Source organism: Streptomyces sp. NBC_00536 (assembly GCF_036346295.1).
Classification (GTDB): Bacteria; Actinomycetota; Actinomycetes; order Streptomycetales; family Streptomycetaceae; genus Streptomyces.
On the sequence record NZ_CP107819.1, the window covers coordinates 3,222,852 to 3,248,233 of the forward strand.

The window sequence follows — 25,382 nt, forward strand, 5'->3', positions numbered from 1 at the left end:
GTGCCGGAGGCTCCAGTGCCTCCGAGGACTATCGGGCTGATCACGGGACAAGGCTATCCCGCCCCACCCCCGGCTCGTCACGAGCCGCTTGTGTACAAATCCGGGGGTGGAACTTTGACACTAAGGACAGCGACGCGGGCCCCTGGTACGTGCGGGGGCCCTCCTCGGCGCCTTAAACGCCGTTATCCGGCCAATTCCCGAGCTGTCCGGACCGCCTCCGCCAGGGTGTCCACGACCGGGACACCGGCCGATTCCAGACTGCGGCGGCTGTGCGAACCACCCGTGTAGAGCACGGCCAGCGCGCCCACGTGGGCGGCGGCCAGGGCGTCGTCCACGGCGTCTCCGATGAGGACCGTACGGGTGGCCGTCACACCCGTCCCCTCCATGGCCGCCATATGGCGTACGAGGTGACCGGCCTTCGAGGTGTGCGAGGGCCCGACGCGCCCGTCGACGCGCAGGAAGTGGCCGTGGATCCCGTGCCGCCGGACCAGGGGCACCAGCTTCTCGTGGGGCGCCAGCGACAGCAGGGACTGGGTGAGCCCGGCCGTCCGCCAGCCGTCCAGCAGCTCCCGCGCACCCTCGGCCAGCCCGGCGTCCTCGGCCTCGGCCCAGTAGTGCCGGTGGAAGGTGTCGTCCATGACCAGCCACTCGTCGTCCGTGGGCAGCCGGCCCATCAGCCGCTCGTAGAACTTCGGTACGGGGACGACGTACAGCTCGCGGTAGCGCTCCAGCGTGATCGGCTCGAAGCCCAGCTCGGCGAACGAGGCGTTCGTCGCGGCCATGACGGCGTCGATGTCGTGGAGCAGTGTGCCGTTCCAGTCCCACACGATGTGGGCGCCAGGCGTCCCGGTCACGTCAGCAGCCCCGGGATCTCCTGCACCCCGAACCACAGCAGGTCGTGGTCCTCGGCGCCGTCCACGGTGAACTGCGCGTCGCCGTCGCCCGCGTCGGCGGCGGCCACGGCGGCCGCGGCGGCGCTCACGTCGGCCTCCGCGTCCAGCGCGTCCACGTGCACGGCGGCGGCCACGGTCAGGCGCACGGCGGCGGCCAGGGACACCTGGCCGAGGGTCGCCTCGTCCACGCCGGGGATCGCGGCGGCGGCCTTGTCGTCGACGTCGAGCGCCACCACGACCCGCTTGCGGGGGGCGGCGGCGTCCTCGGCGATCAGGCGCAGGGAGGCGATCGCGGCCCGGTTCAGGGCGGCGTACTCCAGCTCCTCGATGTCGTCCGAGACGTACCACTCGCGCAGGCCCGGCGTGACGGCGTACGCACGCAGCGGGGCGGGGCCCAGCTCGCCCGCCTTGTGCGCCTCGGCGAGCCCGGGGAGGGTCAGGGGGACGTACACACGCATGGCCGGCTGCTTTCGGTAGTCGGGAACGCCCTCAGGATACGACCGCCCGGCCCGTTCCCGGCGGCCCCTCCCGGCGGACTCCGGCCGGACTCCCCGCGGACTCCGTCCGGCGCAGGGCCCGGTCCCCTTTCGGGGTGCCGCCCGCGGCCCGCGGCGCGTCCACGGGCCACGGGGGCGCACGGCCCCGGCACGGGACCCGGCGGCGCCGCGGCGCCCCTGATAGGCGAACCCGGGCCGCGCCGGAGCCCGCCCCGCGGGCCCGTAGCGCGGCCCCGCGGGACGCCCGTAGAAGGTCACCGACACGTTACCGCCCGGTATAGCCGGGCCCGGCTACTTCGGGGACGCGCCATGACCAGCACGCGGAGCACCACCCGCCCTGCGGGACGCCACGACCAGCGCCGCCCGCCGAGCCCGCACCGCGGGGCGCGGCCGGGCCCGCACCACTGGTTCGCCCAGCGGCTGCTGGCGGTCCTCAGCGGCCAGCGGCCGGTGCACTCCCTGCTCGGGCACACCGTCGGCCCCGCGTACGAGCAGCTGGTCACCCTGACCGCCCCGGCGGGCCCCTTCCGGGATCACCTGCGCCCGGTCCTGCGCCACTGCGGCCGTTTCCACCCCGGGCCGGGCGTGATCGAGGCCTTCGCCCGCATCGCGACGGGCGACCGGGTCACCGCGATGGCGTTCCGCCTGGAACAGGGCCCCGACCTGCGCTGGCGCTGCGCGGCCGTGGAGGTCGCGGGCCCCCGCACCTGACCGGCCACCCGCCCGGGCAATCCAGCCCGCCCGGCGTTTGAGGGCCCGCCGGAGGCCCCGCGACCACCGGCCGCACCCCTGACCGCCCGGGCGCCCCCGGAAACGCGGCAGGGGCCGGACGAGCGCGCCGTAGCGCGGCCGTCCGGCCCCTGCCGGGCCCCCAAGGGGCTTGTCAGGTCACTTCTTGCGGCGACGCCCGCCGGACGCCTTCTGCGCCTTGCGGCGCTCCGCCCGGGTCATCCCGTCGCCCGAGGCCTCGGCCCCGTCGGCGTCGAAGTCGCCCTCGACCACACCGCCCTCCCCGTCCACCGTGGGAGCGGAGAAGTGCAGCCGGTCCGGCCGCTGCGGCGCGTCCAGACCCTTGGCCCGGATCTCCGGCTTCGCCGGCGACGGGCCCGCGTCCTGCACCGGAAGCTCCTCGACCTGCTGCTCGACCTGGACCTCCAGGTTGAACAGGTAGCCGACGGACTCTTCCTTGATGCCGTCCTGCATGGCGTTGAACATGTCGAAGCCCTCGCGCTGGTACTCGACCAGCGGGTCCTTCTGGGCCATCGCCCGCAGGCCGATGCCCTCCTGCAGGTAGTCCATCTCGTACAGGTGCTCGCGCCACTTGCGGTCCAGCACCGACAGCACCACGCGGCGCTCCAGCTCGCGCATGACGTCGGAGCCGAGCTGCGCCTCGCGCGCCTCGTACTGCTCGTGGATGTCGTCCTTGACGGACTCCGCGATGAACTCGGCGGTGATCCCGGCGCGGTCGCCCGCGGCCTCTTCCAGCTCCTCGGTGGTGACCTTCACCGGGTAGAGCTGCTTGAAGGCGCCCCACAGGCGCTCCAGGTCCCACTCCTCGGCGAAGCCCTCGACCGTCTCGGCCGTGATGTAGGCGTCGATGGTGTCGTCCATCATGTGCCGGATCTGCTCCTGGAGGTCCTCGCCCTCCAGGACCCGGCGGCGCTCGCGGTAGATGACCTCGCGCTGGTTGTTGAGGACCTCGTCGTACTTCAGGACGTTCTTGCGCGTCTCGAAGTTCTGGGTCTCGACCTGCGACTGCGCGGACGCGATCGCCCGGGTCACCATCTTGTTCTCGATCGGCACGTCGTCCGGCACGTTCGCCATCGCCATGACGCGCTCGACCATCTGCGCCTTGAACAGGCGCATCAGGTCGTCGCCCAGCGACAGGTAGAAGCGGGACTCGCCCGGGTCGCCCTGACGGCCGGAACGGCCGCGCAGCTGGTTGTCGATGCGGCGCGACTCGTGCCGCTCGGTGCCCAGCACGTAGAGCCCGCCCAGCTCCTTGACCTCTTCGAACTCGGCCTTGACGGCCGCCTCGGCCTTGGTGAGCGCCGAGGGCAGGGCGTGCGCCCACTCCTCGATGTGCTCCTCCGGGTCCAGGCCCTGCTGGCGCAGCTCGGCCTCGGCGAGGTCGTCCGGGTTGCCGCCGAGCTTGATGTCGGTACCGCGGCCGGCCATGTTCGTGGCGACGGTGACGGCGCCGCGGCGGCCGGCCTGGGCGACGATCGAGGCCTCGCGCTCGTGCTGCTTCGCGTTCAGCACCTCGTGCGGGATGCCGCGCTTGGAGAGCTGCTGCGAGAGGTACTCGGACTTCTCGACCGAGGTGGTGCCGACCAGGATCGGCTGGCCCTTCTCGTGCTTCTCCGCGATGTCGTCGACGACGGCGGCGAACTTCGCGACCTCGGTGCGGTAGATCAGGTCGGCCTGGTCCTTGCGGACCATGTCCCGGTTGGTCGGGATCGGGACGACGCCCAGCTTGTAGATCTGGTGGAACTCGGCGGCCTCGGTCATGGCCGTACCGGTCATGCCCGACAGCTTCGAGTACAGGCGGAAGAAGTTCTGGAGGGTGATCGTGGCGAGGGTCTGGTTCTCGTCCTTGATGTCCACCCCTTCCTTCGCCTCGATCGCCTGGTGCATGCCCTCGTTGTAGCGGCGGCCCGCGAGGATGCGGCCGGTGTGCTCGTCGACGATCATGACTTCGCCGTCGATGACGACGTAGTCCTTGTCGTTCTTGAACAGCTCCTTGGCCTTCAGGGCGTTGTTCAGGTACCCGACGAGCGGGGTGTTCACCGACTCGTAGAGGTTGTCGATGCCGAGCCAGTCCTCGACCTTGGCGACACCGGCCTCGTGGATGGCGACGGTGCGCTTCTTCTCGTCGACCTCGTAGTCGCCGGTCTCCTCGATGCCCTTGAGGGGCTGGCCGGGCTCGCCCTTCTTCAGGCGGGTCACCAGCTTCGCGAAGTCGCCGTACCACTTGGTGGCCTGGTCGGCCGGGCCGGAGATGATCAGCGGGGTACGGGCCTCGTCGACCAGGATCGAGTCGACCTCGTCGACCACGGCGAAGTTGTGGCCGCGCTGCACCAGCTCGTCCTTCGACCACGCCATGTTGTCGCGCAGGTAGTCGAAGCCGAACTCGTTGTTCGTGCCGTAGGTGATGTCCGCGTTGTACTGCTCGCGGCGCTGCGCGGGCGACATGTTGGCCAGGATGCAGCCGACGTCCAGCCCGAGGAACTTGTGGACGCGCCCCATCATCTCGGAGTCGCGCTCGGCCAGGTAGTCGTTCACCGTGATCAGGTGGACGCCCTTGCCGGACATCGCGTTCAGGTACGCGGGCAGGGTGCCGACGAGGGTCTTGCCCTCACCGGTCTTCATCTCGGCCACATAGCCGAGGTGGAGTGCGGCACCGCCCATGATCTGGACGTCGTAGTGCCGCTGGCCGAGGACGCGCTTGGCGGCCTCGCGCACCGTGGCGAAGGCCTCGGGCAGCAGGTCGTCCAGGCTCTCGCCGTCCTGGAAGCGCTGCTTGTACTCATCCGTGAGCGCCCGCAACTCGGCGTCGGAGAGGTTGACGAAGTCCTCTTCGATGGAGTTGACCTGGTCCGCGATGCGGTGCAGTTTGCGCAGGATCTTGCCTTCGCCTGCACGCATGAGCTTGTTGAAGACGGACACCGAGGTTTGTCTCCTTGCCGGTCGGGCCTGGGCACTGTTCGTACACGGGCACGGCAGGTGGACCCCACCGCAACGGCCATCGTAAGCGAGGACGTGGTCACGCCGGGAGGTCCGCCGTATCCGCAGGGCGGCTGGCACCCAGAAGAAGAACGGACGGGGAGCACGGAAGGTGCCGGTGTGGGGTGAAAACTGTTCGCCCGCGGGCCCTGCGGCCACACAGAATCTCCGGATGGAACCGAGCACGCTGACCACCGAGCGCCTGATACTGCGCCCGCACCTGCCCACCGACATCACGGCGGTGCACGCCGCCTGCCAGGACCCCGCCATCCAGCAGTGGATCCCGGTGCCCGTCCCCTACGAGGTCTCGGACGCCGAGGCCTACGTGTGCGAGACGGTGCCGGGCGGCTGGCGCGAGGACACCGCCTACAACTTCGCGGTCCTGCTCGGAACGGACGGCCCGCTCGTCGCCACCCTCGGCGTCCACCCCCGCAGCTCGTACGCGCACGAGATCGGCTACTGGTCGGTGGCGGAGCACCGCGGCAACGGCTACATGACCGAAGCCGTCACCGCCGTCGCCCGCTGGGCCTTCACCGAGGCGGGCTGCGACCGGCTGATCTGGCGCGCGGGCACCGGCAACACCGCCTCCCGGGCCGTCGCCGAGAAGTGCGGCTTCGTGGTCGAGGGCGTCCACCGCTCGGGCATGGAACACCGCGAGACCCTGCGGGACTGCTGGATCGGCGCGCTGCTCCCCTCCGACCTGGGCCTGCCCTCGCGCCTGCCGTACCTGCCCACGCCCCCGCGGGACGCGTGATCCCCGTACCCTCTCGGCGTTGTCAGTGGTGCCCCCTACGCTGCGGAGCATGACCTCCGCCACCGTGTCCCTGTCCGCCGCCGAGGCCCGCCGGATCTCCCTGCGCGCGCAGGGGTTCCTCGGCGCCCCCGACCGCAAGGGCGGGGTGCGGGGCGTCCTGCGCCACCTGGGCGCCGTACAGCTGGACACCATCTCGGTGCTGGCCCGCTCGCACGAGCTGATCCCGTACGCGCGCCTGGGCGCGGTCGGCCGCCCGGCGGTGGAGGCCTCGTACTGGTCGGGCAACCACGCCTTCGAATACTGGTCCCACGCGGCCTGCATCCTGCCCATCGAGGAGTGGCCGCACTTCGCCTTCCGCCGCCGGGCCCGCCGCGCCAAGGGACACCGCTGGCACGTCCTGGCGGACAAGGAGCGCTCGACGAAGACGGTCCTGGACCGGCTGCGCGCGGAGGGCCCGCTCACTTCCAGCGAGCTGGGCGGCGCGAAGAACGGCGGCGAGTGGTTCGAGTGGTCCGAAACCAAGATCGCGGTGGAGTGGCTGCTCGACATCGGTGAGGTGGTGTGCACCGAGCGGCGCGGCTGGAAGCGGGTCTACGACCTGCCCGAGCGGGCCGTCCCCGAAGCGCTGCTGCACGACGACCTGAGCGACACCGAGTGCGTGCGCCGCCTCGTCGCGCTCGCCGGGCAGTCCCTCGGCGTCGGCACCCGCAGCGACATCGCCGACTACCACCGCCTGAAGAACGACCAGTTCGACGCGGTGGTCGCGGACTCCGGGCTGGTCCCGGTCGAGGTCGAGGGCTGGTCCAGGCCCGCCTGGGCCGACCCGGCCGCCCTGGCCACCGTCCCGCGCGGCCGCCACCGTACGACGCTGCTCTCGCCCTTCGACTCGCTGGTCTGGGAGCGCCCCCGGACCGAGCGGATCTTCGGCTTCACCCACCGGCTGGAGGCGTACGTGCCCAAGCCCAAGCGGATCCACGGGTACTTCGCCATGCCCCTGCTGGCGGGCGGCCTGCTCCAGGGCCGCGTGGACCCGGGCCGCGAGGGCACCACCCTGGTGGCCCGCCAGCTCTCCCTGACCACCCCGGCCGCGGCCCGCCCGATGGCCGAGGCCCTGCGCGAGGCGGCGTCCTGGGTGGGCTGCGACGCGGTCCGGGTGGAGCGCGCGCAGAGCCCCGCGGAGGCCGCCGCCGTCACGGCGGAACTGGCCGCGCTCTAAGGGGCGTCGGGGGGGCGTCGGCGGGTGTCGGCTCAGCGGATTTCGAGGATCTTCTCCCGCATCGCGTAGACCACGGCTTCCATCCGGGAGTGCAGCTGGAGCTTCTCCAGGATGTTGCGGACGTGGTTCTTCACCGTGTTCTCGGAGATGAACAGCTCCTTGGCGATGTCCCGGTTGTTCATCCCGGTCGCCACCAGCTTGAGCACCTCCAGCTCGCGGTCCGTCAGCCGCGGCGCGGGCACCAGCCGCCGCTCGTCGGTGCGCTGGATCATCGACTTGAACTCGGTGAGCAGCTTCGAGGCCATGGACGGGCTGATCTGCGACTGCCCGTCGGCCACGGCACGGATCGCGGTGGCGACCTCGTCCGTGGAGATCTCCTTGAGCAGGTACCCGGTCGCCCCGGCCTTGATCGCGTCGTAGAGGTCGGCCTCCTCGTCGCTGATCGTCAGCATGATGATCTTCGCGGAGGGGGCCACCTCCTTGATCGAGGTGCACGCCTCGATGCCCCCGCGCCGGGGCATCCGTACGTCCATCAGCACGATGTCCGGCAGCAGGTCCGCGGCCTTGTCCACCGCCTCCGCGCCGTCCCCGGCCTCACCGACGACCTGGATGTCCTCCTCCTGCGCGAGGACGATCTCCAGTCCGCGCCGGAAGAGGGCGTGGTCGTCGACCACGAGCACACGGATCGGTTCACCGCCCGGGCCGGTCCGGCAGTCCGCACCGTCGTCACCGCGTGCCGGTCCGAAGCTGTCCGCCATCGTTCCTCCCCCTGCAAGGCCGTGGCCCGAATCCATGTGCCGCTGCCGCGCCGATCGGCGCCGAATGAGCGCCGTCCGCGCGGATCCGCGGCCTGCGACGTCAACCCGACGCAGTCGGACGCCGGCTGACTGTCCGCCATGATTCCATGCCCGGGCCTCCGGGCGGGGGTTCCCCAGGTGCATACGGGTGCCCCCGGTGACGCCGGAGCGTCACCGGGGGCATCGTGAAGGACCGTCAGCCGCCGAGCGCGCCACCCGCGCCACCAGGCGATTCCTCCGTGCTGGAGGCACCGTCGGGGTTCACGTGAATGACGCCGTAGTCGTATGCGTGGCGCCGGTAGACAACACTGGGCAACTTGGTTTCGGAGTCGACGAACAGATAGAAGTCGTGGCCGACCAGCTCCATTTCGTACAGAGCCTGGTCGAGCGACATGGGTCCGGCCGAGTGGGTCTTCTCGCGGACGACGAGCGGGCCGTCGCCCTGCACCTCCAGCGAACCGATCCGGGTCGTCGGGATCGCGTCCGCCTTCTCATCGGAAACCAGCTCGCCGTTGCCGTTCAGCTCCGCGGCGCCCACCACCGTGTCGGCGACCTCGGACGCCGGGATCCGGCCGTTGCCGCGACGCGTGTGGCGCTTGTCGTGCTGCTTGCGCAGCCGGGCCTCGAGCTTGTCCTGGGCCAGGTCCAGCGCCGCGTAAGGGTCTGCGGCGGCCGCCTCGGCACGGATCACGGGTCCCCGCGAGCGAAGGGTGATTTCCACGCGGTCGGAACGGTCGGCCTGACGCGGGTTGTGTTCCTTGGACACCTCGACGTCCAAGCTGATCACCTTGGCGTCGAGCCTCTGGATCCGCTCCGGATTCAGCTTCTCGGCCACGTGCTTGCGGAACCGCTCGGGCACTTCGGTCTTGCGGCCCTTGACGACGATGTCCACGCAGAACTCCGTTCCCGGATAGCTCCGCCTCAGCGGCGAAGCGTCTCCCTTTTGCACCAGGCCCCGGCGTTCACCGGAGCCTCGGACTTGGCGACTTTCACCTCCTCCTCCCCCATCGGCAAGATCACCACCCCACCGACGTTGGAGTCGAGGGGCACGCCTGCCCGATGCGGAGAAGCTCCGAAGCGCGAGTTCCTCTTCAACCGAACATATCCCTCTTGGCCGGTTGTCGGCACCCGCTACCGGAACGTACCTCCGTTGAGGTGGCCATTCCCTCGTACTACCTGCAACGATGCGTCTTCCCCTCCAGTTCCAAATCTATTCACGAGATTTTTGCTCTGTTCGAGTCGCGGAACCCCGCTCGAAGGAGTCCACCGGGGCCGCGACCACCGCCGCGCGCAGCCCGGCCGGGCACCCGTCCGCCGCCGCCAGGGCCCGGGCCGCCTCCGCGAGGGTGGCTCCGGTGGTGATCAGGTCGTCCACGAGCACGGTCCGCCCCGCCCCCAGCAGCCGTACGCCGCCGGGCCGCACCTCCAGGGCCCCGGCCAGGTTCTCCCGCCGCTGCCGGGCGCCCAGGCCCGCCTGGTCCGCCACGTACCGCCGCTGGCGCAGTACGGGCGCCACGCGCGCCGGGATCCCTGCGCGGCGCAGCCGGGCCGAGGCGGCCAGGGCGATCCTGCGGGCCGGATCGTGCCCGCGCGCCCGCACCTGCCGCCGGGCCGAGGGCACCGGCACCAGGACCAGCCCGCCGCGGTCCCCCTCGTCCCCGCCCGCCAGGACGGCCGCGGCCAGCGCCCCTCCCAGTGCCCGGGCCAGCGGCAGCGCCCCGCGCTCCTTGTGGGCCAGCAGCACCGCCCGTACGCCCTCCGCGTACCCGGCGGCAGCGTGCACCACGGGCAGCCCCGGCGGCCCCGGACGCGGCCGCACAACCCCCGCCCCGACCCCACTCAGCCCCTCGCCGCACCCCGCGCACAACACCCCCCGCCCCACCCCGCACCCGGCACACTCCCCGGGCAACACCAACCCCCCGACCTCCCCCCAAAACCCCATCCCCCCACTTTCCCGCACCCCCACCACCCCCACACCCCCTGTGGACAACCCACCCAAGCCCGGCGCGTGCGGCGCAGCCAAGGAGATCGGCCCCGGCCCGTAACCCCTCCGGGGGCGCCTCAAACGCCGGCGAGGCTGGATTCACCCTCGGACGGAGGTCGTGTGCGCGGCCCAGGCGAGGAGCCGGCCTCGGCCCGTGGCCCCTCCGGGGGCGCCTCAAACGCCGGCGAGGCTGGATTCGCTCCCGCCCGGGGGCACCTCAATTCGCCGACGCGCTGGATTCGCCCCCACCCCCGGGCGCCTCAAACGCCAGCGGAGCTGGGTGGGTCCCCAAAATCGCCAAGGCGCGCCAAAATCAAGCCCCGCCAGCGATTGAGGCGCTCAACCTCCAGCGCCGCCAACACCCAAGGCGCACCGAAAACCAGCCCCGCCGACGATCAAGGTGCGCCAAAATCAAGCCCCGCCGGCGTTTGAGGCGCCCCCGGGCGGGAGCGAATCAAGCCCCGCCGGCGATTGAGGCGCCCCCGGAGGGTCCACAAGGCGAGGCCGCCCCCGCACCCGCGCCACAACGGGCCCGGGGCCGAGGGCCAGGGCACCCCGAGCCACCCCAGGCCCGTAACCCGGATCAAGGGTCAGCCCGGATACACCGGCGCCCGACCCCCCGCCGCAGCGGTCCGCCACGCGGCCCCCGGCGGGAGCCAGACAATGCCGTCCTCCTCCGAGACCCCGACCACCGGCTTCTTCTCGTCCTCCGACGCCGCCACCGCGCTCAGCCCCGTCGCCCCCGGCAGACTCGCCGCGACCATCGACCCGTCGGCCAGCACGTACCGCGCCTGCACCACCCCGCCGCTCTCCCGCCCGACGACCAGCAGCCGCCCCCGCGGGGCCCAGCTCATCGCCGTCACGGTCGCCATCTGCGGCGCGGCCGGGCGCAGCTCGCGTACGGACACGGTCGCCGCGTCCGCCCGGTCCTCGGGCCGTTCGATCCGCCCGATGTACAGGTTCCGGCGGCCGTCCTTGGTGACGAGCAACGCGATCCGCACCCCGTCGGAGGACACCCGCAGCTGGCTGATCTGCCCGTCGAGCCCCGCGACGTCCACCCGTTCGGCCACCCCGGTCCCGCCCGGCACCCGCCACAGCGACAGGTTCTGCGGGTCCTGGTCCGCGATCCACAGGTCGCCGCGCGCGTCCCAGCTGGGCGCGGTCAGCTTGTTCGCCTTGCTGGTCAGCACCGGCCCGGGCAGCGCTCCGGCCTGGGTCAGCGAGACCACGTGCAGGGCGTGCCCGTCCTCGGAGACGACGGCGGCGCGGTGCTCGTCGTAGGTCACGGCCGCCGAGCCCACCTTGAAGGCGCTGCCGGGCCCCGGCGTGGACAGCGGTCCGGGCACCGGTTCGGCCGGGTCCTGCTGGTCCTCCTTCTCGACCGCGAGGCTCATCCGGACCAGCCGGTGGTCCTTGTCCACGTAGTACTGGAACCGCGGCGACGGCACCCGGGTGGCGATCGTGGCCGCCGTGGCCTCGGTCACCGCGCACAGCGACGAGCCGTCGGAGCGCAGCAGTTCGACCCGGTCGAGCCGGGAGGTCGTCATGTCCCGCACGGTGTAGAAGAGTTGGGTCGCCATCTTCTGGCACTGCGGGTGCGCGACGTTGTCGGCCTTCTCGTTGAGCGGCACCCGCAGGGTGTTCTGGCCGTCGTACGAGAGGGACTTGGTGCCCTCGCGCAGTTCCGTGCCGGTGGGGAAGTTGGAGGCGACGACCGGGCCGAGCCACTTGGAGGGGCCGGCCAGCAGCGACCGTACGGTCTGGGTCATCGGGTCCATGCGGGTGTCCGGATCGGTGCGCTGGCGCACGTACACGGGGTCGGCGACGAGCGTCCCGTCCGCGAAGTAGTACTTGTTGACGGGCCGGAAGATGCGCTGGAAGTCGGACTCGCTGAGCACCAGCCCGCCGGGCGGCGCGGCGATCCGCCACTGCTTGTTCTTGTCCTGGACGAGCTGGATGAACTCCTCGTAGCGCCCGCCGCCGGTGTCCGGCTGGTACGCGCTGCGCTCGTCCACCGTCGCGAGCCGCTTGCCGGTGACCTTGAACCGGGGCCCTTCGGGGTCCTTCTCGCCCTGGACCGAGACGCGGGTGATGCCGCCGGAGAGCACGGTGATGGCCGAGCCGGGCTTCCAGTTCTTCGCCGCGTCCTCGGTGAGGTACTTGCGGGCGGTCTCCAGCTGCGGGTCGTCGCTGGTCATCGCTTCGAGGAAGCCGTCGACGATCTCGGGCGGGGTGGCCTTCTCGGAGGGCGGTACGCCGAACACCCGGACCTGGGAGTCGACGCCCTGGGAGGCCTGCACCTCGGTGATCTCGCCGTGGTCGGGCATGGAGGCGCAGCCCGACGCGAGCAGCGCGCCGCACAGCGCGACGCCGATCACGACCGTCAGCCGCCGCGCGCCCCGCTCACCGCGCCCGGACCGCGTACGCATCGCGGGCGCCGTGGAATCCGTACTCGTCGTGGGATCGGGCTCAGCGTCCACCGGTTGCGTCCTCCTGTGCGTGATCCACCGCTCCCCCGTCCTTGCCCGTGGTCCCACTGGTCCCACTGGTCCCACTGGTCCCACTGGTCCCACTGGTCCCAGCGGATTTGCCCCCGGCGTCCGCGGTCCGGGACACCACCCGCGCCCCGGATCCCGGCAGCGCCGTCGGATCCGCCGGTACGGGCGTCGCCCCGGCGACCGCCGAGCGCGGCGGTATCGGCGACCGGTTCACCGGCGGACCGGGCGGCGCCGTGTCCGCGGCGCCGAGCCGCCCCTCGGCCTCGGCCCGCGCCCGGTTCGCGCGCGAGTCCTCCGGCTCCAGCGGGATCGGGGAGCCGCGCAGCGGTTCGTCGGCGGTGCGGGGCAGGGTGAGGCGGAACTGCGAACCGCCGCCCGGTTCGCCCCAGGCCTGGAGCCAGCCGCCGTGCAGCCGGGCGTCCTCGACGGCGATGGACAGGCCGAGGCCCGTTCCGCCGGTGGTGCGGGCGCGCGCGGGGTCGGCGCGCCAGAAGCGGTTGAAGACCCGGGTGGCCTCGCCGGGCTTGAGGCCCACGCCGTAGTCCCGTACGGCCACGGCGACCGCCCCGCCCGCCGAGGCGAGCCGGACCACCACGTCGCGGCCCTCCCCGTGCTCGACGGCGTTGACGACGAGGTTGCGCAGCACCCGCTCGACCCGCCGGGCGTCGGCCTCGGCGATGACGGGCTGGGCGGCGCCGAGCACCCGGACCCGGCTGCCCTTGCGCTCGGCCAGCGGTTCGGCGGCGTCGATGACCCGGTGGACGACGTCGCGCAGGTCGATCGGTTCCGCCTCCAGCGCGGCGGCGCCCGCGTCGAACCGGCTGATCTCCAGCAGGTCGGCGAGGAGCGACTCGAAGCGGTCGAGCTGGCCCGCGAGCAGTTCGGCGGCGCGCGCGGTGACCGGGTCGAAGTCGACGCGGGCGTCGTGGATGACGTCGGCGGCCATCCGGACGGTGGTCAGCGGGGTGCGCAGCTCGTGCGAGACGTCCGAGACGAACCGGCGCTGCATCCGGGACAGCTCTTCCAGCTGCTGGATCTTGTGCGAGAGGTTCTGGGCCATTTTGTTGAAGGCTTCGCCCAATCGGGCGATGTCGTCCTCGCCGGTGACCTTCATCCGCTCCTGGAGCCGCCCGGCCGAGAGCCGCTCGGCGATCCCGGCGACCATCCGCACGGGCGTCACCACCTGCCGCACGACGAACCAGGCGATGGCGCCGAGCAGCACGACCACGAACAGCCCGGCCGTGGTGATGGTGATCTTGACCAGGTTCAGGGACTCCTGCTCCTGGGTCAGCGGGAAGAGGTAGTACAGGTCGTAGGGCTCTCCGTTGATGTCGGTGAGCCGCTTGCCGATCACCAGCGCGGCCTCGGACTCGGTGCCCGGCGTGCTGTAGCGGATGCTGGAGAAGGTCAGGAAGGTGCCGGTCGCGTGATTGACGGACTTGCGCAGCGCCATGGGGACGCTGGCGGCCGGGTCCACGTCGCCGGAGGCGCGCGCTCCGCGTACGCCGGGCCCCATCTCCCCGGTTCCGGCCCCGAGCGCGACCACCTCGAAGGCGGTCTGGCCGCCACTGGCCAGCTGCTTGACCAGCGAACTCATCCAGGTACTGGCGTCCCGGCCCGCCTTGGTGTCCACAGCGGTGGGATCCGGCCCGTCGGCGGTGGAGGGCGCGTTGGCCTTCTCCTGTGCGACCGCGAAGCCGCCCGCCGCCTGGCTCTGCGCGGCCTCCTCCTTGGCGTCGAGGAGCCCCTTGCTGACCTGGGCGATGACGACGAACCCGAGGCTGAGGACCACGGCGAGCGACATGAGCAGGGTGCCGGCGACCACCCTGAGCTGGAGGTTGCGCCGCCAGAGGCGGACAGCCGGAAGCAGCGGCCTGCGTACGAGCCGTACGAACAGCCGCAGCACGGGACCGCCGGCGGCTCCGTCAGTCATCTGACGGAACTGCCGGCCGCCCCGCGAGGCCCCCCGACGGGAACCGAGGAGGGGCCTGCCGGGCTTCATGTCAGCTCGGTCCGGCCTTGTAGCCGACGCCACGTACGGTCACCACGATCTCCGGGCGCTCCGGGTCCTTCTCGACCTTGGAGCGCAGTCGCTGAACATGCACGTTGACCAGGCGGGTGTCCGCCGCGTGCCGGTAGCCCCAGACCTGCTCCAGCAGCACCTCACGGGTGAACACCTGCCAGGGCTTGCGGGCGAGGGCGACCAGCAGGTCGAATTCGAGCGGGGTCAGCGCGATGGAGGCGCCGTCCCGCTTCACGGAGTGGCCGGCCACGTCGATGACCAGGTCACCGATGGTGAGCTGCTCGGGCGCGGGCTCCTCCGAGCGGCGCAGGCGGGCCCGGATGCGGGCCACCAGCTCCTTCGGCTTGAACGGCTTGACCATGTAGTCGTCGGCGCCGGACTCCAGCCCGACGACCACGTCGACCGTGTCGCTCTTCGCTGTGAGCATCACGATCGGCACGCCCGATTCGGCGCGGATCAGCCGGCAGACCTCTATGCCGTCCCGTCCGGGCAGCATGAGGTCCAGCAGTACCAGGTCCGGCTTTGCCTCCCTGAAAGCAGCAAGTGCCTTGTCGCCGTCCGCTACGAACGACGGCTCAAAACCTTCTCCACGCAGCACAATGCCGAGCATCTCGGCCAGCGCGGTGTCGTCGTCGACGACAAGGACGCGTCCCTTCATGGTTGACATCATCCCATTAGCTAATCGTTACCTGGCGGTGAGCTGTCCCACAGCCAAAAGGGCTGGAAATCGCCCCTCTGACCTGCGTCGTGATCCAGTCGTCCAGTCTGCCTCGGATCCGGGCGACAATTGAAGGTGCGGGCCGGCCCGATATCCGGGGGAGGAGCCGGTCCGTCCGGAGTTCCCACGTGGCACGATGGCAGCGTCCAGCGCCCCCGTCAGCGCAGTACACGTGAAGGAGCGACGATGAACGACTCTCCGGGCTGGGCTACGCCCGGACCCTCTCCGTCCGAAGGTGAGCGCGAGGGCGCTCCCGGTACGAACGGTACGGGGGCGCAGCCGCCATCCTCACCGCCTTCCCCCCAGAACCCCGCTCAGCACCCCGCTCCGGCCCAGCCCGCGCAGGCCCCGGCGGACCCGAAGTGGTCCGCGCAGCAGCCGCCGCCCGGCCAGTGGTCCAGCCCCGGCACGACCCCGGCCCCCGGCGCGCCCGCTGACGGCTCCGCCCAGCAGCCGCAGCCCGGCGCGGGCTGGGGCTCGTACGGCGCCCAGCCCGGCCAGCACGGCCAGCCGGGGCAGTACGGCCAGCCCGGCCAGCCCGGCCAGTACGGCGCCCCCTACGGGGCCTACCCCGGCGCCCCCGGCGGCTGGGGCAAGCCCCCGGCGGCCAAGCCCGGCGTGATCCCGCTGCGCCCCCTCGGCCTCGGCGAGATCCTCGACGGCGCGGTCACCACCATGCGCACCCACTGGCGCTCCGTGCTGTCCGTCACCGCCGTCGTCGCCGTGATCGTGCAGCTCGCCACCGTGATCTTCCAGCGGTACGCGATGGACCGGATCACGACCGAACCGGGCAGCATCACGGGCCCCGGCGAGGTGCTCGACTCGATGGGCGGCAACCTCGCCGTCACGGCCGTCACCATCTTCATCCAGGTCATCGGCGGGATCCTCGCCACCGCCCTGCTCACCATGATCTTCAGCCGGGCCGTGCTCGGTCAGCCCTCCACGGTCGCCGGGGCCTGGCGCGACGCGCGCCCCCAGCTGCTCCGCCTCATCGGGCTGTCCTTCCTGATGACCGTCGCCTCCCTCGTGCTGCTCCTGGTCCTGATGCTCCCGGGCCTCCTCATGGACAGCCCCGCCCTGGCCATCCTCGGCGGGTTCATCGGCCTGCTCCTGCTGACCTGGCTGTGGGTCCGCTTCAGCCTGGCCTCGCCCGCGCTGATGCTGGAGAAGGCGACCGTCCTCACCTCGCTCAAGCGCTCCGGGAAGCTGGTCCAGGGCGCCTGGTGGCGGATCTTCGGCATCTCGATCCTGACCGCCGTGATCGTCGCCATCGTCTCGATGATCATCGCCGTGCCGTTCTCGGTCGCGGCCATGATCTTCGGCGGCGGATTCGACTCGATCGTCGCCGGGAGCACCCCCGACAGCTGGTCGTACCTGATCATCATGGCGATCGGCGGGGTGATCGCCCTGGCCATCACCATGCCGATGCAGTCCGGCGTCACCGTCCTGCTCTACATCGACCAGCGCATCCGGCGCGAAGCCCTCGACCTGGAACTCGCCCGCGCGGCCGGCGTCGAGAACTACGGCACCCACGGCGGCGCCGCCCCGCACCCCGGCGCCGGGGGCTGATGCGTTGATCACCACGGGGGGATTGGTCACACGCGCCACGGCGGCCCTGCTGCCGGGGTCCGAAACACCACCGCTGACGACACCGCGCGACGCGGCCCGCGAGGCCGCCCAGCGCGAGCTGTCCAAGCCGCTGTACCACCAGAACGACCCGAGCCCCCTCCAGCGGGCCATCGACCGCTTCTGGGAATGGCTCGGCGACCTCACCGGCTCCGCCGCCGACGCCACACCCGGCGGACCCGTCGGCATCCTCGTGATCGTCGTCGTGGTCGTCCTGCTCATCGCCGCCCTGTGGTGGCGGCTCGGCTCCCCCCGCCGCGCCGCCACCGGCGCCGGTCTCCTCTTCGACGAGGGCGTCCGCAGCGCCGCCGACCACCGCGCGAGCGCCGAGGCGCACGCCGCCGCCGGACGCTGGACCGAGGCCGTCCAGGAACGCATGCGCGCCGTCGTGCGCTCCCTGGAGGAACGCACCCTGCTCGACCCGCGCCCCGGCCGCACCGCCGACGAGGCCGCCGCCGAAGCCGCGCTCTCCCTCCCCGGCCACAGCGCGGAACTGCGCGCCGCGGCCCGGACGTTCGATGACGTCACCTACGGCGGCCGCACCGCCGACACCGGTACGTACGCCCGCCTGCGCGACCTCGACGTCACCCTGGAGCGCGCCAAGCCCGTCCTGACCACCACAGGAGGACCGGCCGCATGAGCACCGCCCGCACTCCGGCGCCGCCCCCCGCCACCATCCCTGCCGCCACCTCCACCGCGATAGGCCCCGCCCGGCTCTGGCGCCGGGCCCGCGGCTTCCTCATCGCCCTCACCGCCCTGCTCGTCGCCGGCATCACCCTGGCCGCCCTGCACACCGGGCAGCAGCACGGACAGCTCGACCCGCGCTCCGCCGACCCCACCGGCAGCCGGGCCGTCGCCGAACTCCTCAAGGCCCGCGGCGTCACCACCCGCGTCGTGACCACCACCGCCGAGGCCGCCGAAGCCGCGGGCCCCGGCACCACCCTCCTGGTCACCGCCCCCGACCTGCTCGGCGAACAGCGCCGCTCCACCCTGCGCACCGCGATGGACCTGGCCGGCGGCCGTACGGTCCTGCTCGCGCCCACCGGCCCCGCCCTCACCGGACTCACCCCCGGCGTCCGCACCAAGGGCACCGCCCACGCCAAGGTCCTCTCCCCCGGCTGCGCCCTGCCCGCGGCCACCGCCGCCGGACGCGCCACCACCGGCGACGGCCCGCGCTACACCACCGACCTCCCGGACGCCGTCGCCTGCTACCCCAGCGGCGGCCTCCCCACCCTGCTCCGGCTCCCCGGCGCCCACGGCGCGGACACCGTCGTCCTCGGCTCCGGACTGTTCCTGCAGAACGACTCCCTGGCCGACGAGGGCAACGCCGCCCTCGCCCTGCAACTCCTCGGCTCCCGGCCCGGACTCGTCTGGTTCATCCCCTCGCCCGCCGACAGCGCCGACGGCCGGGCCGAGCAGGACAAGAGCTTCTTCGACCTCATTCCGGCGGGCTGGGGCTGGGCCCTGCTCCAGCTCACCGTCGCCGCGGCCCTCGCCGCCCTGTGGCGGGCCCGCCGCCTCGGCCCGCTCGTCACCGAACGCCTCCCGGTCGCCATCCGCGCCTCCGAGGCCACCGAGGGCCGCGCCCGCCTCTACCGCAAGGCCGGGGCCCGCGACCGGGCCGCCACCGTGCTGCGGGAAGCGGCCCGCGAGCGCCTGGCCGCGCTGGTCGGCGTACCGCCCGTCCACGCCCAGGACCCCGCGGCCCTGCTGCCCGCGGTCTCCGACCGGCTGACCGGCCCCGACCGGGACCTGCCGGGGCTGCTCTTCGGCCCCGCCCCCTCCGACGACGCGGCACTCGTCGCGCTCGCCGATCACCTCGACGCCCTCGAAAGAGAGGTCCGTACCTCATGACGGCCACGCCCGCCGACGCCTACCAGGCGGCCCCCGCCCACCCGGACGCGGACAGCGCACGCGCCTCCCTCGAAGCGCTCCGCACCGAGATCGGCAAGGCCGTCGTCGGCCAGGACGCCGCCGTCACCGGCCTCGTCGTCGCCCTGCTGTGCCGCGGCCACGTGCTCCTCGAAGGCGTCCCCGGCGTCGCCAAGACCCTGCTGGTACGCGCCCTGGCCGCCTCCCTCGACATCGGCACCAAGCGCGTCCAGTTCACCCCCGACCTGATGCCGAGCGACATCACCGGCTCCCTCGTCTACGACGCCCGCACCGCCGAGTTCTCCTTCCAGGACGGCCCGGTCTTCACCAATCTCCTCCTCGCGGACGAGATCAACCGGACGCCCCCCAAGACCCAGGCCTCGCTGCTCGAAGCGATGGAGGAGCGCCAGGTCACCGTCGACGGCACCCCGCGCCCGCTCCCCGAGCCCTTCCTCGTCGCCGCCACGCAGAACCCCGTCGAGTACGAGGGCACCTACCCGCTGCCCGAGGCCCAGCTCGACCGCTTCCTCCTCAAGCTCACCGTCCCGCTGCCCTCCCGCGCGGACGAGATCAACGTGCTGGCCCGGCACGCCGCCGGCTTCGACCCGCGCGATCTCGCGGCCGCCGGCGTACGCCCCGTCGCGGGCCCCGCCGACCTCGAAGCCGCCCGCCGCGCCGTCGCCGCCACCACCGTCTCCCCCGAGATCACCGGCTACGTCGTCGACATCTGCCGCGCCACCCGCGAATCGCCCTCGCTCACCCTCGGCGTCTCCCCGCGCGGCGCCACCGCCCTGCTCTCCACCGCCCGCGCCTGGGCCTGGCTGACCGGCCGCGACTACGTCACCCCCGACGACGTCAAGGCCCTCGCCCTGCCCACGCTGCGCCACCGCGTCCAGCTGCGCCCCGAGGCCGAAATGGAAGGCGTCACCGCGGACTCGGTCATCACCGCGATCCTCTCCCACGTCCCCGTCCCGCGCTGATGGCCCTCACCGGACGCGCCGCCCTGGTGGCGGCCCTCGGCGCGCTCCCCGTCGGCCTGCTCGAACCGGGCTGGACGGGGATCCTCGCCGTCAACGGACCCCTGGCACTGGCCTGCGCCGTCGACTACGCCCTCGCCGCTCCGGTGCGCACCCTGCGGCTCGCCCGCTCCGGCGACACCTCGGTGCGCCTGGGCGAGAGCGCCGAGGTCCACCTCAGCGTCACCAACCCCGGCGGACGGACCCTGCGCGCCCGGATCCGCGACGCGTGGCCCCCGAGCAGCTGGCTCCCCGGAACCGAGGCCGCCGCGTCCCGGCACGCCCTGACCGTCCCCGCGGGCGAACGCCGCCGGGTCACCACCCGGCTGCGCCCCTCCCGGCGCGGCGACCGCCACGCCGACCGCGTCACCATCCGCTCGTACGGCCCGCTCGGCCTGATGGCCCGCCAGGGCAGCCACGTCGTCCCCTGGACGGTCCGCGTCCTGCCGCCCTTCACCAGCCGCAAGCACCTGCCGTCCCGGCTCGCCCGGCTGCGCGAACTCGACGGCCGCACCAGCGTGCTGACGCGCGGTGAGGGAACCGAGTTCGACAGCCTGCGGGACTACGTACCCGGCGACGACACCCGCTCCATCGACTGGCGCGCCACCGCCCGCCAGAACAAGGTCGCCGTCCGCACCTGGCGCCCGGAGCGCGACCGGCACATCCTGATCTGCCTGGACACCGGCCGCACCTCCGCGGGCCGCGTCGGCGACGCCCCGCGCCTGGACTCCGCGATGGACGCGGCCCTGCTGCTGGCCGCCCTCGCCACCCGCGCGGGCGACCGCGTGGACCTGCTGGCCCACGACCGCCGCACCCGCGCCCAGGTCCAGGGCCGCCCGGCCGGCGACGTCCTGCCCGCCTTCGTGAACGCGATGGCCCCGCTGGAGCCCGAGCTCGTCGAGACGGACTCCCGCAGCCTGGTCTCCACCATCCTGCGCGGCGCCCCGCGCCGCTCCCTGGTGGTCCTGCTGACCAGCCTGGACGCCGCCCCCATCGAGGAGGGCCTGCTCCCGCTGCTGCCCAGCCTCACCCAGCGCCACACGGTCCTGCTGGCCTCGGTCGCCGATCCGCACATCGCGGAGATGACCACGGCCCGCGGCACGGTCGACGCGGTCTACGAGGCCGCCGCGGGCACCCAGACCCGTGCCCAGCGCCGCCGCACCGCCGACCAGCTCTCCCGGCACGGCGTCCACGTCGTCGACGCCACCCCCGACACCCTGGCCCCGGCCCTCGCCGACGCCTACCTCGCCCTCAAGGCCGCCGGCCGCCTCTGAGCCACACGTCCTTCGCCCTCAAGAGATCCGCGCGGCGATGATCCGCGCGCACTCCACCGACCCGGTGGACGAGGTGTCCACCTCCAGGTCGTAGACCACGCCCCGGTGGACCGCCTCGGCCTGAGCGGCGGCCATCCCGCCGACCCGGTCGCCGCGCGCCGCCTCCCGGCCCGCGGCGACCCCGGCGTCACACCGCACGCCGACCCACAGCACCGGCAGCTCGCCGAGGGCCCGGCGCCAGCGCTCCTGCGAGTCCGGCCCGCCGAGGAAGACCTCGTCGACGATGACCCGGGCCCCCGCCCGCGCCATCGCGACGACCCCCGTGATCCAGGCCTCTTCCAACGTCCTGAACTCCGGCCCGACGACGATGTCGCCGTCCGGGGCGAACTCGATCCCGGCATCGGACTCCGTCATGGCCACGGGCATCGCCTCGATCAGCGTGTCGACCCCGAGGGTCAGCCACGGATCCGGCAGGACGACTTGCAGACTCCGCGCGATCCCGGACTTGCCGGAACTGGAACCACCATTGAGAACGATCACCTGGGTCACCATCGCCCCAGGCTATGGTCAGCTCTGTGCGGCGTCATCGCCCGCCTGCCCGGCACCCGCCTGCCCGGCACCCGCCTGCTCGTCACCCTCAGCGGCGGCCGCCTTCTCGCGCATCTTGCGCACCAGCTCCGCCTTCTGGTCGGCCGCACCCTGGCGGTCGAGGTTGCGGTGCGGACCGTTGTTCTGCCGTTCGGCACGGGACAGCCTCTTGCGCTGGCCGCCGCCCTGGCCGATGGGGTTGTTGATGTTCTTGCTCACGGTCATGGTGTCTCCCGGTAATGATGTGAAGTGATCTACGAAGGCCCTTGAAAACAGAAAAGCCCCGCACCATAAGGTGCGGGGCTTTCCCGGAAAAATTGTTCGGCGGCGTCCTACTCTCCCACAGGGTCCCCCCTGCAGTACCATCGGCGCTGAAAGGCTTAGCTTCCGGGTTCGAAATGTAACCGGGCGTTTCCCTAACGCTATGACCACCGAAACACTATGAAGTTAACCAAACCGGATATGGGCACGGTTCGTTACTTCAGAACTACACAGTGGACGCGAGCAACTGAGGACAAGCCCTCGGCCTATTAGTACCAGTCAGCTCCACCCGTTACCGGGCTTCCACATCTGGCCTATCAACCCAGTCGTCTACTGGGAGCCTTACCCTCTCAAGGAGGTGGGAATACTCATCTTGAAGCAGGCTTCCCGCTTAGATGCTTTCAGCGGTTATCCCTCCCGAACGTAGCCAACCAGCCATGCCCTTGGCAGGACAACTGGCACACCAGAGGTTCGTCCGTCCCGGTCCTCTCGTACTAGGGACAGCCCTTCTCAATATTCCTACGCGCACAGCGGATAGGGACCGAACTGTCTCACGACGTTCTAAACCCAGCTCGCGTACCGCTTTAATGGGCGAACAGCCCAACCCTTGGGACCGACTCCAGCCCCAGGATGCGACGAGCCGACATCGAGGTGCCAAACCATCCCGTCGATATGGACTCTTGGGGAAGATCAGCCTGTTATCCCCGGGGTACCTTTTATCCGTTGAGCGACAGCGCTTCCACAAGCCACTGCCGGATCACTAGTCCCGACTTTCGTCCCTGCTCGACCCGTCGGTCTCACAGTCAAGCTCCCTTGTGCACTTACACTCAACACCTGATTGCCAACCAGGCTGAGGGAACCTTTGGGCGCCTCCGTTACTCTTTAGGAGGCAACCGCCCCAGTTAAACTACCCATCAGACACTGTCCCTGATCCGGATCACGGACCGAGGTTAGACATCCAGCACGACCAGAGTGGTATTTCAACGGCGACTCCACAACCACTGGCGTGGCTGCTTCAAAGTCTCCCACCTATCCTACACAAGCCGAACCGAACACCAATATCAAACTATAGTAAAGGTCCCGGGGTCTTTCCGTCCTGCTGCGCGAAACGAGCATCTTTACTCGTAGTGCAATTTCACCGGGCCTATGGTTGAGACAGTCGAGAAGTCGTTACGCCATTCGTGCAGGTCGGAACTTACCCGACAAGGAATTTCGCTACCTTAGGATGGTTATAGTTACCACCGCCGTTTACTGGCGCTTAAGTTCTCAGCTTCGCCACACCGAAATGTGACTAACCGGTCCCCTTAACGTTCCAGCACCGGGCAGGCGTCAGTCCGTATACATCGCCTTACGGCTTCGCACGGACCTGTGTTTTTAGTAAACAGTCGCTTCTCGCTGGTCTCTGCGGCCACCCCCAGCTCACGGAGTAAATCCGATCACCAGTGATGGCCCCCCTTCTCCCGAAGTTACGGGGGCATTTTGCCGAGTTCCTTAACCATAGTTCACCCGAACGCCTCGGTATTCTCTACCTGACTACCTGAGTCGGTTTAGGGTACGGGCCGCCATGAAACTCGCTAGAGGCTTTTCTCGACAGCATAGGATCATCCACTTCACCACAATCGGCTCGGCATCAGGTCTCAGCCTTAATGTGTGACGGATTTGCCTATCACACGGCCTACACCCTTACCCCGGGACTACCACCGCCCGGGCTGGACTACCTTCCTGCGTCACCCCATCGCTTACCTACTACCACCTTGGATCAGCGGCTCCACCACTTTCCTTTCCCCGAAGGGTCCGGAACGGCTTCACGGCCTTAGCATTAATGGATTCGATATTGGGCGTTTCAAAGCGGGTACCGGAATATCAACCGGTTGTCCATCGACTACGCCTGTCGGCCTCGCCTTAGGTCCCGACTTACCCTGGGCAGATCAGCTTGACCCAGGAACCCTTAGTCAATCGGCGCACACGTTTCTCACGTGTGTATCGCTACTCATGCCTGCATTCTCACTCGTGAACCGTCCACAACTAGCTTCCGCTGCTGCTTCACCCGGCACACGACGCTCCCCTACCCATCACAGCGGGCGTTGGCCCTATTGCTGCAATGACACGACTTCGGCGGTACGCTTGAGCCCCGCTACATTGTCGGCGCGGAATCACTTGACCAGTGAGCTATTACGCACTCTTTCAAGGGTGGCTGCTTCTAAGCCAACCTCCTGGTTGTCTCTGCGACTCCACATCCTTTCCCACTTAGCGTACGCTTAGGGGCCTTAGTCGATGCTCTGGGCTGTTTCCCTCTCGACCATGGAGCTTATCCCCCACAGTCTCACTGCCACGCTCTCACTTACCGGCATTCGGAGTTTGGCTAAGGTCAGTAACCCGGTAGGGCCCATCGCCTATCCAGTGCTCTACCTCCGGCAAGAAACACGTGACGCTGCACCTAAATGCATTTCGGGGAGAACCAGCTATCACGGAGTTTGATTGGCCTTTCACCCCTAACCACAGGTCATCCCCCAGGTTTTCAACCCTGGTGGGTTCGGTCCTCCACGAAGTCTTACCTCCGCTTCAACCTGCCCATGGCTAGATCACTCCGCTTCGGGTCTAGAGCGTGCAACTCAATCGCCCTATTCGGACTCGCTTTCGCTACGGCTTCCCCACACGGGTTAACCTCGCTACACACCGCTAACTCGCAGGCTCATTCTTCAAAAGGCACGCAGTCACGACCCATTGAGTAAACTCAATGAGCGACGCTCCCACGGCTTGTAGGCACACGGTTTCAGGTACTATTTCACTCCGCTCCCGCGGTACTTTTCACCATTCCCTCACGGTACTATCCGCTATCGGTCACCAGGGAATATTTAGGCTTAGCGGGTGGTCCCGCCAGATTCACACGGGATTTCTCGGGCCCCGTGCTACTTGGGAGATTCTTAAGCAAGCCGCTGATGTTTCGTCTACGGGGGTCTTACCCTCTACGCCGGACCTTTCGCATGTCCTTCGACTACATCAACGGTTTCTGACTCGCCGACCGGCCGGCAGACCGATCAAAAGAATTCCCACAACCCCGCATGCGCAACCCCTGCCGGGTATCACACGCATACGGTTTGGCCTGATCCGGTTTCGCTCGCCACTACTCCCGGAATCACGGTTGTTTTCTCTTCCTGCGGGTACTGAGATGTTTCACTTCCCCGCGTTCCCTCCACACTGCCTATGTGTTCAGCAGTGGGTGACAGCCCATGACGACTGCCGGGTTTCCCCATTCGGACACCCCCGGATCAAAGCTCAGTTGGCAGCTCCCCGGGGCCTATCGCGGCCTCTCACGTCCTTCATCGGTTCCTGGTGCCAAGGCATCCACCGTGCGCCCTTAAAAACTTGGCCTACAGATGCTCGCGTCCACTGTGTAGTTCTCAAGCAACGACCAGCCACCCATCACCCCACCAGACAAGCTGGCGAGTTCACTGGGGCCGGCATCGCGAAGATACAACCAATCGGCCGTACCCTCAGATACTCAACAACGTGCCAGGCACGATTCCCTCAGCTATCCATGCTTTCCACGCCGAAGCAGTACTTGCAGGATGCTTTGAAAACCGTGCCAAATAATCAACGTTCCACCCATGAGCAACCGTGCGAGTCATTCGCTCGCAG

Annotated in this window: 19 protein-coding genes and 2 rRNA genes; 8 read left to right on the top strand and 13 right to left on the bottom strand. The window is 70.3% G+C overall.

What is annotated here, in order from left to right; genetic code table 11:
* Window positions 1-182: 182 nt before the first annotated feature.
* Together OHS33_RS13985 and OHS33_RS13990 are read right to left on the bottom strand one after the other, a co-directional pair.
* Window positions 183-854, bottom strand: a complete 672-nt coding sequence (locus tag OHS33_RS13985; RefSeq protein ID WP_330330728.1) for an HAD family hydrolase — start codon at window positions 852-854, stop codon at window positions 183-185.
* On the bottom strand, window positions 851-1,351 hold the full coding sequence (locus tag OHS33_RS13990) for a DUF6912 family protein (protein ID WP_330330729.1): 501 nt from the start codon (window positions 1,349-1,351) through the stop codon (window positions 851-853). The genes OHS33_RS13985 and OHS33_RS13990 overlap by 4 nt, the downstream gene beginning before the upstream one ends.
* Before the next feature lie 348 nt (window positions 1,352-1,699).
* Between OHS33_RS13990 and OHS33_RS13995 the strand changes: the two genes are divergently transcribed.
* Window positions 1,700-2,101: an Rv3235 family protein gene (locus OHS33_RS13995; RefSeq protein ID WP_330330730.1), complete on the top strand. Its 402-nt coding sequence runs from the start codon at window positions 1,700-1,702 to the stop codon at window positions 2,099-2,101.
* A gap of 177 nt (window positions 2,102-2,278) precedes the next feature.
* Here the strand turns inward: OHS33_RS13995 and secA are convergent, their stop codons facing one another.
* The gene (secA, locus tag OHS33_RS14000) at window positions 2,279-5,059 is read right to left on the bottom strand and encodes a preprotein translocase subunit SecA (protein WP_330330731.1); all 2,781 of its coding nucleotides are present in this window, start codon (window positions 5,057-5,059) and stop codon (window positions 2,279-2,281) included.
* Between the two features lie 229 nt (window positions 5,060-5,288).
* Between secA and OHS33_RS14005 the strand changes: the two genes are divergently transcribed.
* On the top strand, window positions 5,289-5,870 hold the full coding sequence (locus OHS33_RS14005) for a GNAT family N-acetyltransferase (RefSeq protein ID WP_330330732.1): 582 nt from the start codon (window positions 5,289-5,291) through the stop codon (window positions 5,868-5,870).
* 49 nt (window positions 5,871-5,919) lie between these two features.
* Complete coding sequence (locus OHS33_RS14010; protein ID WP_330330733.1) at window positions 5,920-7,086, top strand: winged helix-turn-helix domain-containing protein; 1,167 nt, start codon at window positions 5,920-5,922, stop codon at window positions 7,084-7,086.
* 32 nt (window positions 7,087-7,118) lie between these two features.
* Here OHS33_RS14010 and OHS33_RS14015 read toward each other — a convergent pair whose 3' ends face one another.
* The 6 genes from OHS33_RS14015 to mtrA form a co-directional block, all read right to left on the bottom strand.
* Window positions 7,119-7,844, bottom strand: coding sequence for a response regulator transcription factor (locus OHS33_RS14015; protein WP_330330734.1), 726 nt, complete (start codon window positions 7,842-7,844; stop codon window positions 7,119-7,121).
* A gap of 235 nt (window positions 7,845-8,079) precedes the next feature.
* A complete protein-coding gene (gene hpf, locus OHS33_RS14020) occupies window positions 8,080-8,775 on the bottom strand; it encodes a ribosome hibernation-promoting factor, HPF/YfiA family (protein WP_443065297.1) in 696 nt (231 codons plus the stop codon).
* A 318-nt stretch (window positions 8,776-9,093) separates the two neighbouring features.
* Window positions 9,094-9,825 carry a ComF family protein gene (locus OHS33_RS14025; protein ID WP_330330736.1) on the bottom strand — a complete coding sequence of 244 codons (732 nt, stop codon included), beginning with the start codon at window positions 9,823-9,825 and terminating at the stop codon, window positions 9,094-9,096.
* Window positions 9,826-10,457: 632 nt separating this feature from the next.
* Window positions 10,458-12,296 carry an LpqB family beta-propeller domain-containing protein gene (locus tag OHS33_RS14030; protein ID WP_443065442.1) on the bottom strand — a complete coding sequence of 613 codons (1,839 nt, stop codon included), beginning with the start codon at window positions 12,294-12,296 and terminating at the stop codon, window positions 10,458-10,460.
* Window positions 12,297-12,336: 40 nt separating this feature from the next.
* Window positions 12,337-14,271: an MtrAB system histidine kinase MtrB gene (gene mtrB, locus OHS33_RS14035; RefSeq protein ID WP_443065443.1), complete on the bottom strand. Its 1,935-nt coding sequence runs from the start codon at window positions 14,269-14,271 to the stop codon at window positions 12,337-12,339.
* Between the two features lie 97 nt (window positions 14,272-14,368).
* Window positions 14,369-15,058 carry a two-component system response regulator MtrA gene (gene mtrA, locus OHS33_RS14040; protein ID WP_283455169.1) on the bottom strand — a complete coding sequence of 230 codons (690 nt, stop codon included), beginning with the start codon at window positions 15,056-15,058 and terminating at the stop codon, window positions 14,369-14,371.
* A 234-nt stretch (window positions 15,059-15,292) separates the two neighbouring features.
* Here mtrA and OHS33_RS14045 point away from each other — a divergent pair, with 234 nt between their 5' ends.
* The 5 genes from OHS33_RS14045 to OHS33_RS14065 are packed head-to-tail and all read left to right on the top strand — an operon-like array spanning window position 15,293 to window position 20,894.
* The gene (locus OHS33_RS14045; protein WP_330330738.1) at window positions 15,293-16,675 is read left to right on the top strand and encodes a hypothetical protein; all 1,383 of its coding nucleotides are present in this window, start codon (window positions 15,293-15,295) and stop codon (window positions 16,673-16,675) included.
* A gap of 22 nt (window positions 16,676-16,697) precedes the next feature.
* A complete protein-coding gene (locus tag OHS33_RS14050; protein ID WP_330330739.1) occupies window positions 16,698-17,372 on the top strand; it encodes a DUF4129 domain-containing protein in 675 nt (224 codons plus the stop codon).
* Window positions 17,369-18,586 carry a DUF4350 domain-containing protein gene (locus tag OHS33_RS14055; RefSeq protein ID WP_330330740.1) on the top strand — a complete coding sequence of 406 codons (1,218 nt, stop codon included), beginning with the start codon at window positions 17,369-17,371 and terminating at the stop codon, window positions 18,584-18,586. Before OHS33_RS14050 ends, OHS33_RS14055 begins: the two co-directional genes overlap by 4 nt.
* Window positions 18,583-19,584, top strand: coding sequence for an AAA family ATPase (locus OHS33_RS14060; protein WP_330330741.1), 1,002 nt, complete (start codon window positions 18,583-18,585; stop codon window positions 19,582-19,584). Before OHS33_RS14055 ends, OHS33_RS14060 begins: the two co-directional genes overlap by 4 nt.
* Complete coding sequence (locus OHS33_RS14065) at window positions 19,584-20,894, top strand: DUF58 domain-containing protein (protein WP_330330742.1); 1,311 nt, start codon at window positions 19,584-19,586, stop codon at window positions 20,892-20,894. Before OHS33_RS14060 ends, OHS33_RS14065 begins: the two co-directional genes overlap by 1 nt.
* 18 nt (window positions 20,895-20,912) lie before the next feature.
* Here the strand turns inward: OHS33_RS14065 and cpt are convergent, their stop codons facing one another.
* The 4 genes from cpt to OHS33_RS14085 all read right to left on the bottom strand — a co-directional run bounded on the left by cpt (window position 20,913) and on the right by OHS33_RS14085 (window position 25,115).
* Window positions 20,913-21,446 carry a chloramphenicol phosphotransferase CPT gene (gene cpt / locus OHS33_RS14070; RefSeq protein WP_330330743.1) on the bottom strand — a complete coding sequence of 178 codons (534 nt, stop codon included), beginning with the start codon at window positions 21,444-21,446 and terminating at the stop codon, window positions 20,913-20,915.
* A 15-nt stretch (window positions 21,447-21,461) separates the two neighbouring features.
* Window positions 21,462-21,707 (bottom strand): DUF6243 family protein, encoded by a 246-nt coding sequence (locus tag OHS33_RS14075; RefSeq protein ID WP_330330744.1) that lies wholly within the window; start codon window positions 21,705-21,707, stop codon window positions 21,462-21,464.
* A gap of 94 nt (window positions 21,708-21,801) precedes the next feature.
* Window positions 21,802-21,918 (bottom strand): 5S ribosomal RNA (gene rrf, locus OHS33_RS14080).
* Between the two features lie 74 nt (window positions 21,919-21,992).
* A 23S ribosomal RNA gene (locus tag OHS33_RS14085) occupies window positions 21,993-25,115 on the bottom strand.
* Between the last annotated feature and the right edge of the window lie 267 nt (window positions 25,116-25,382).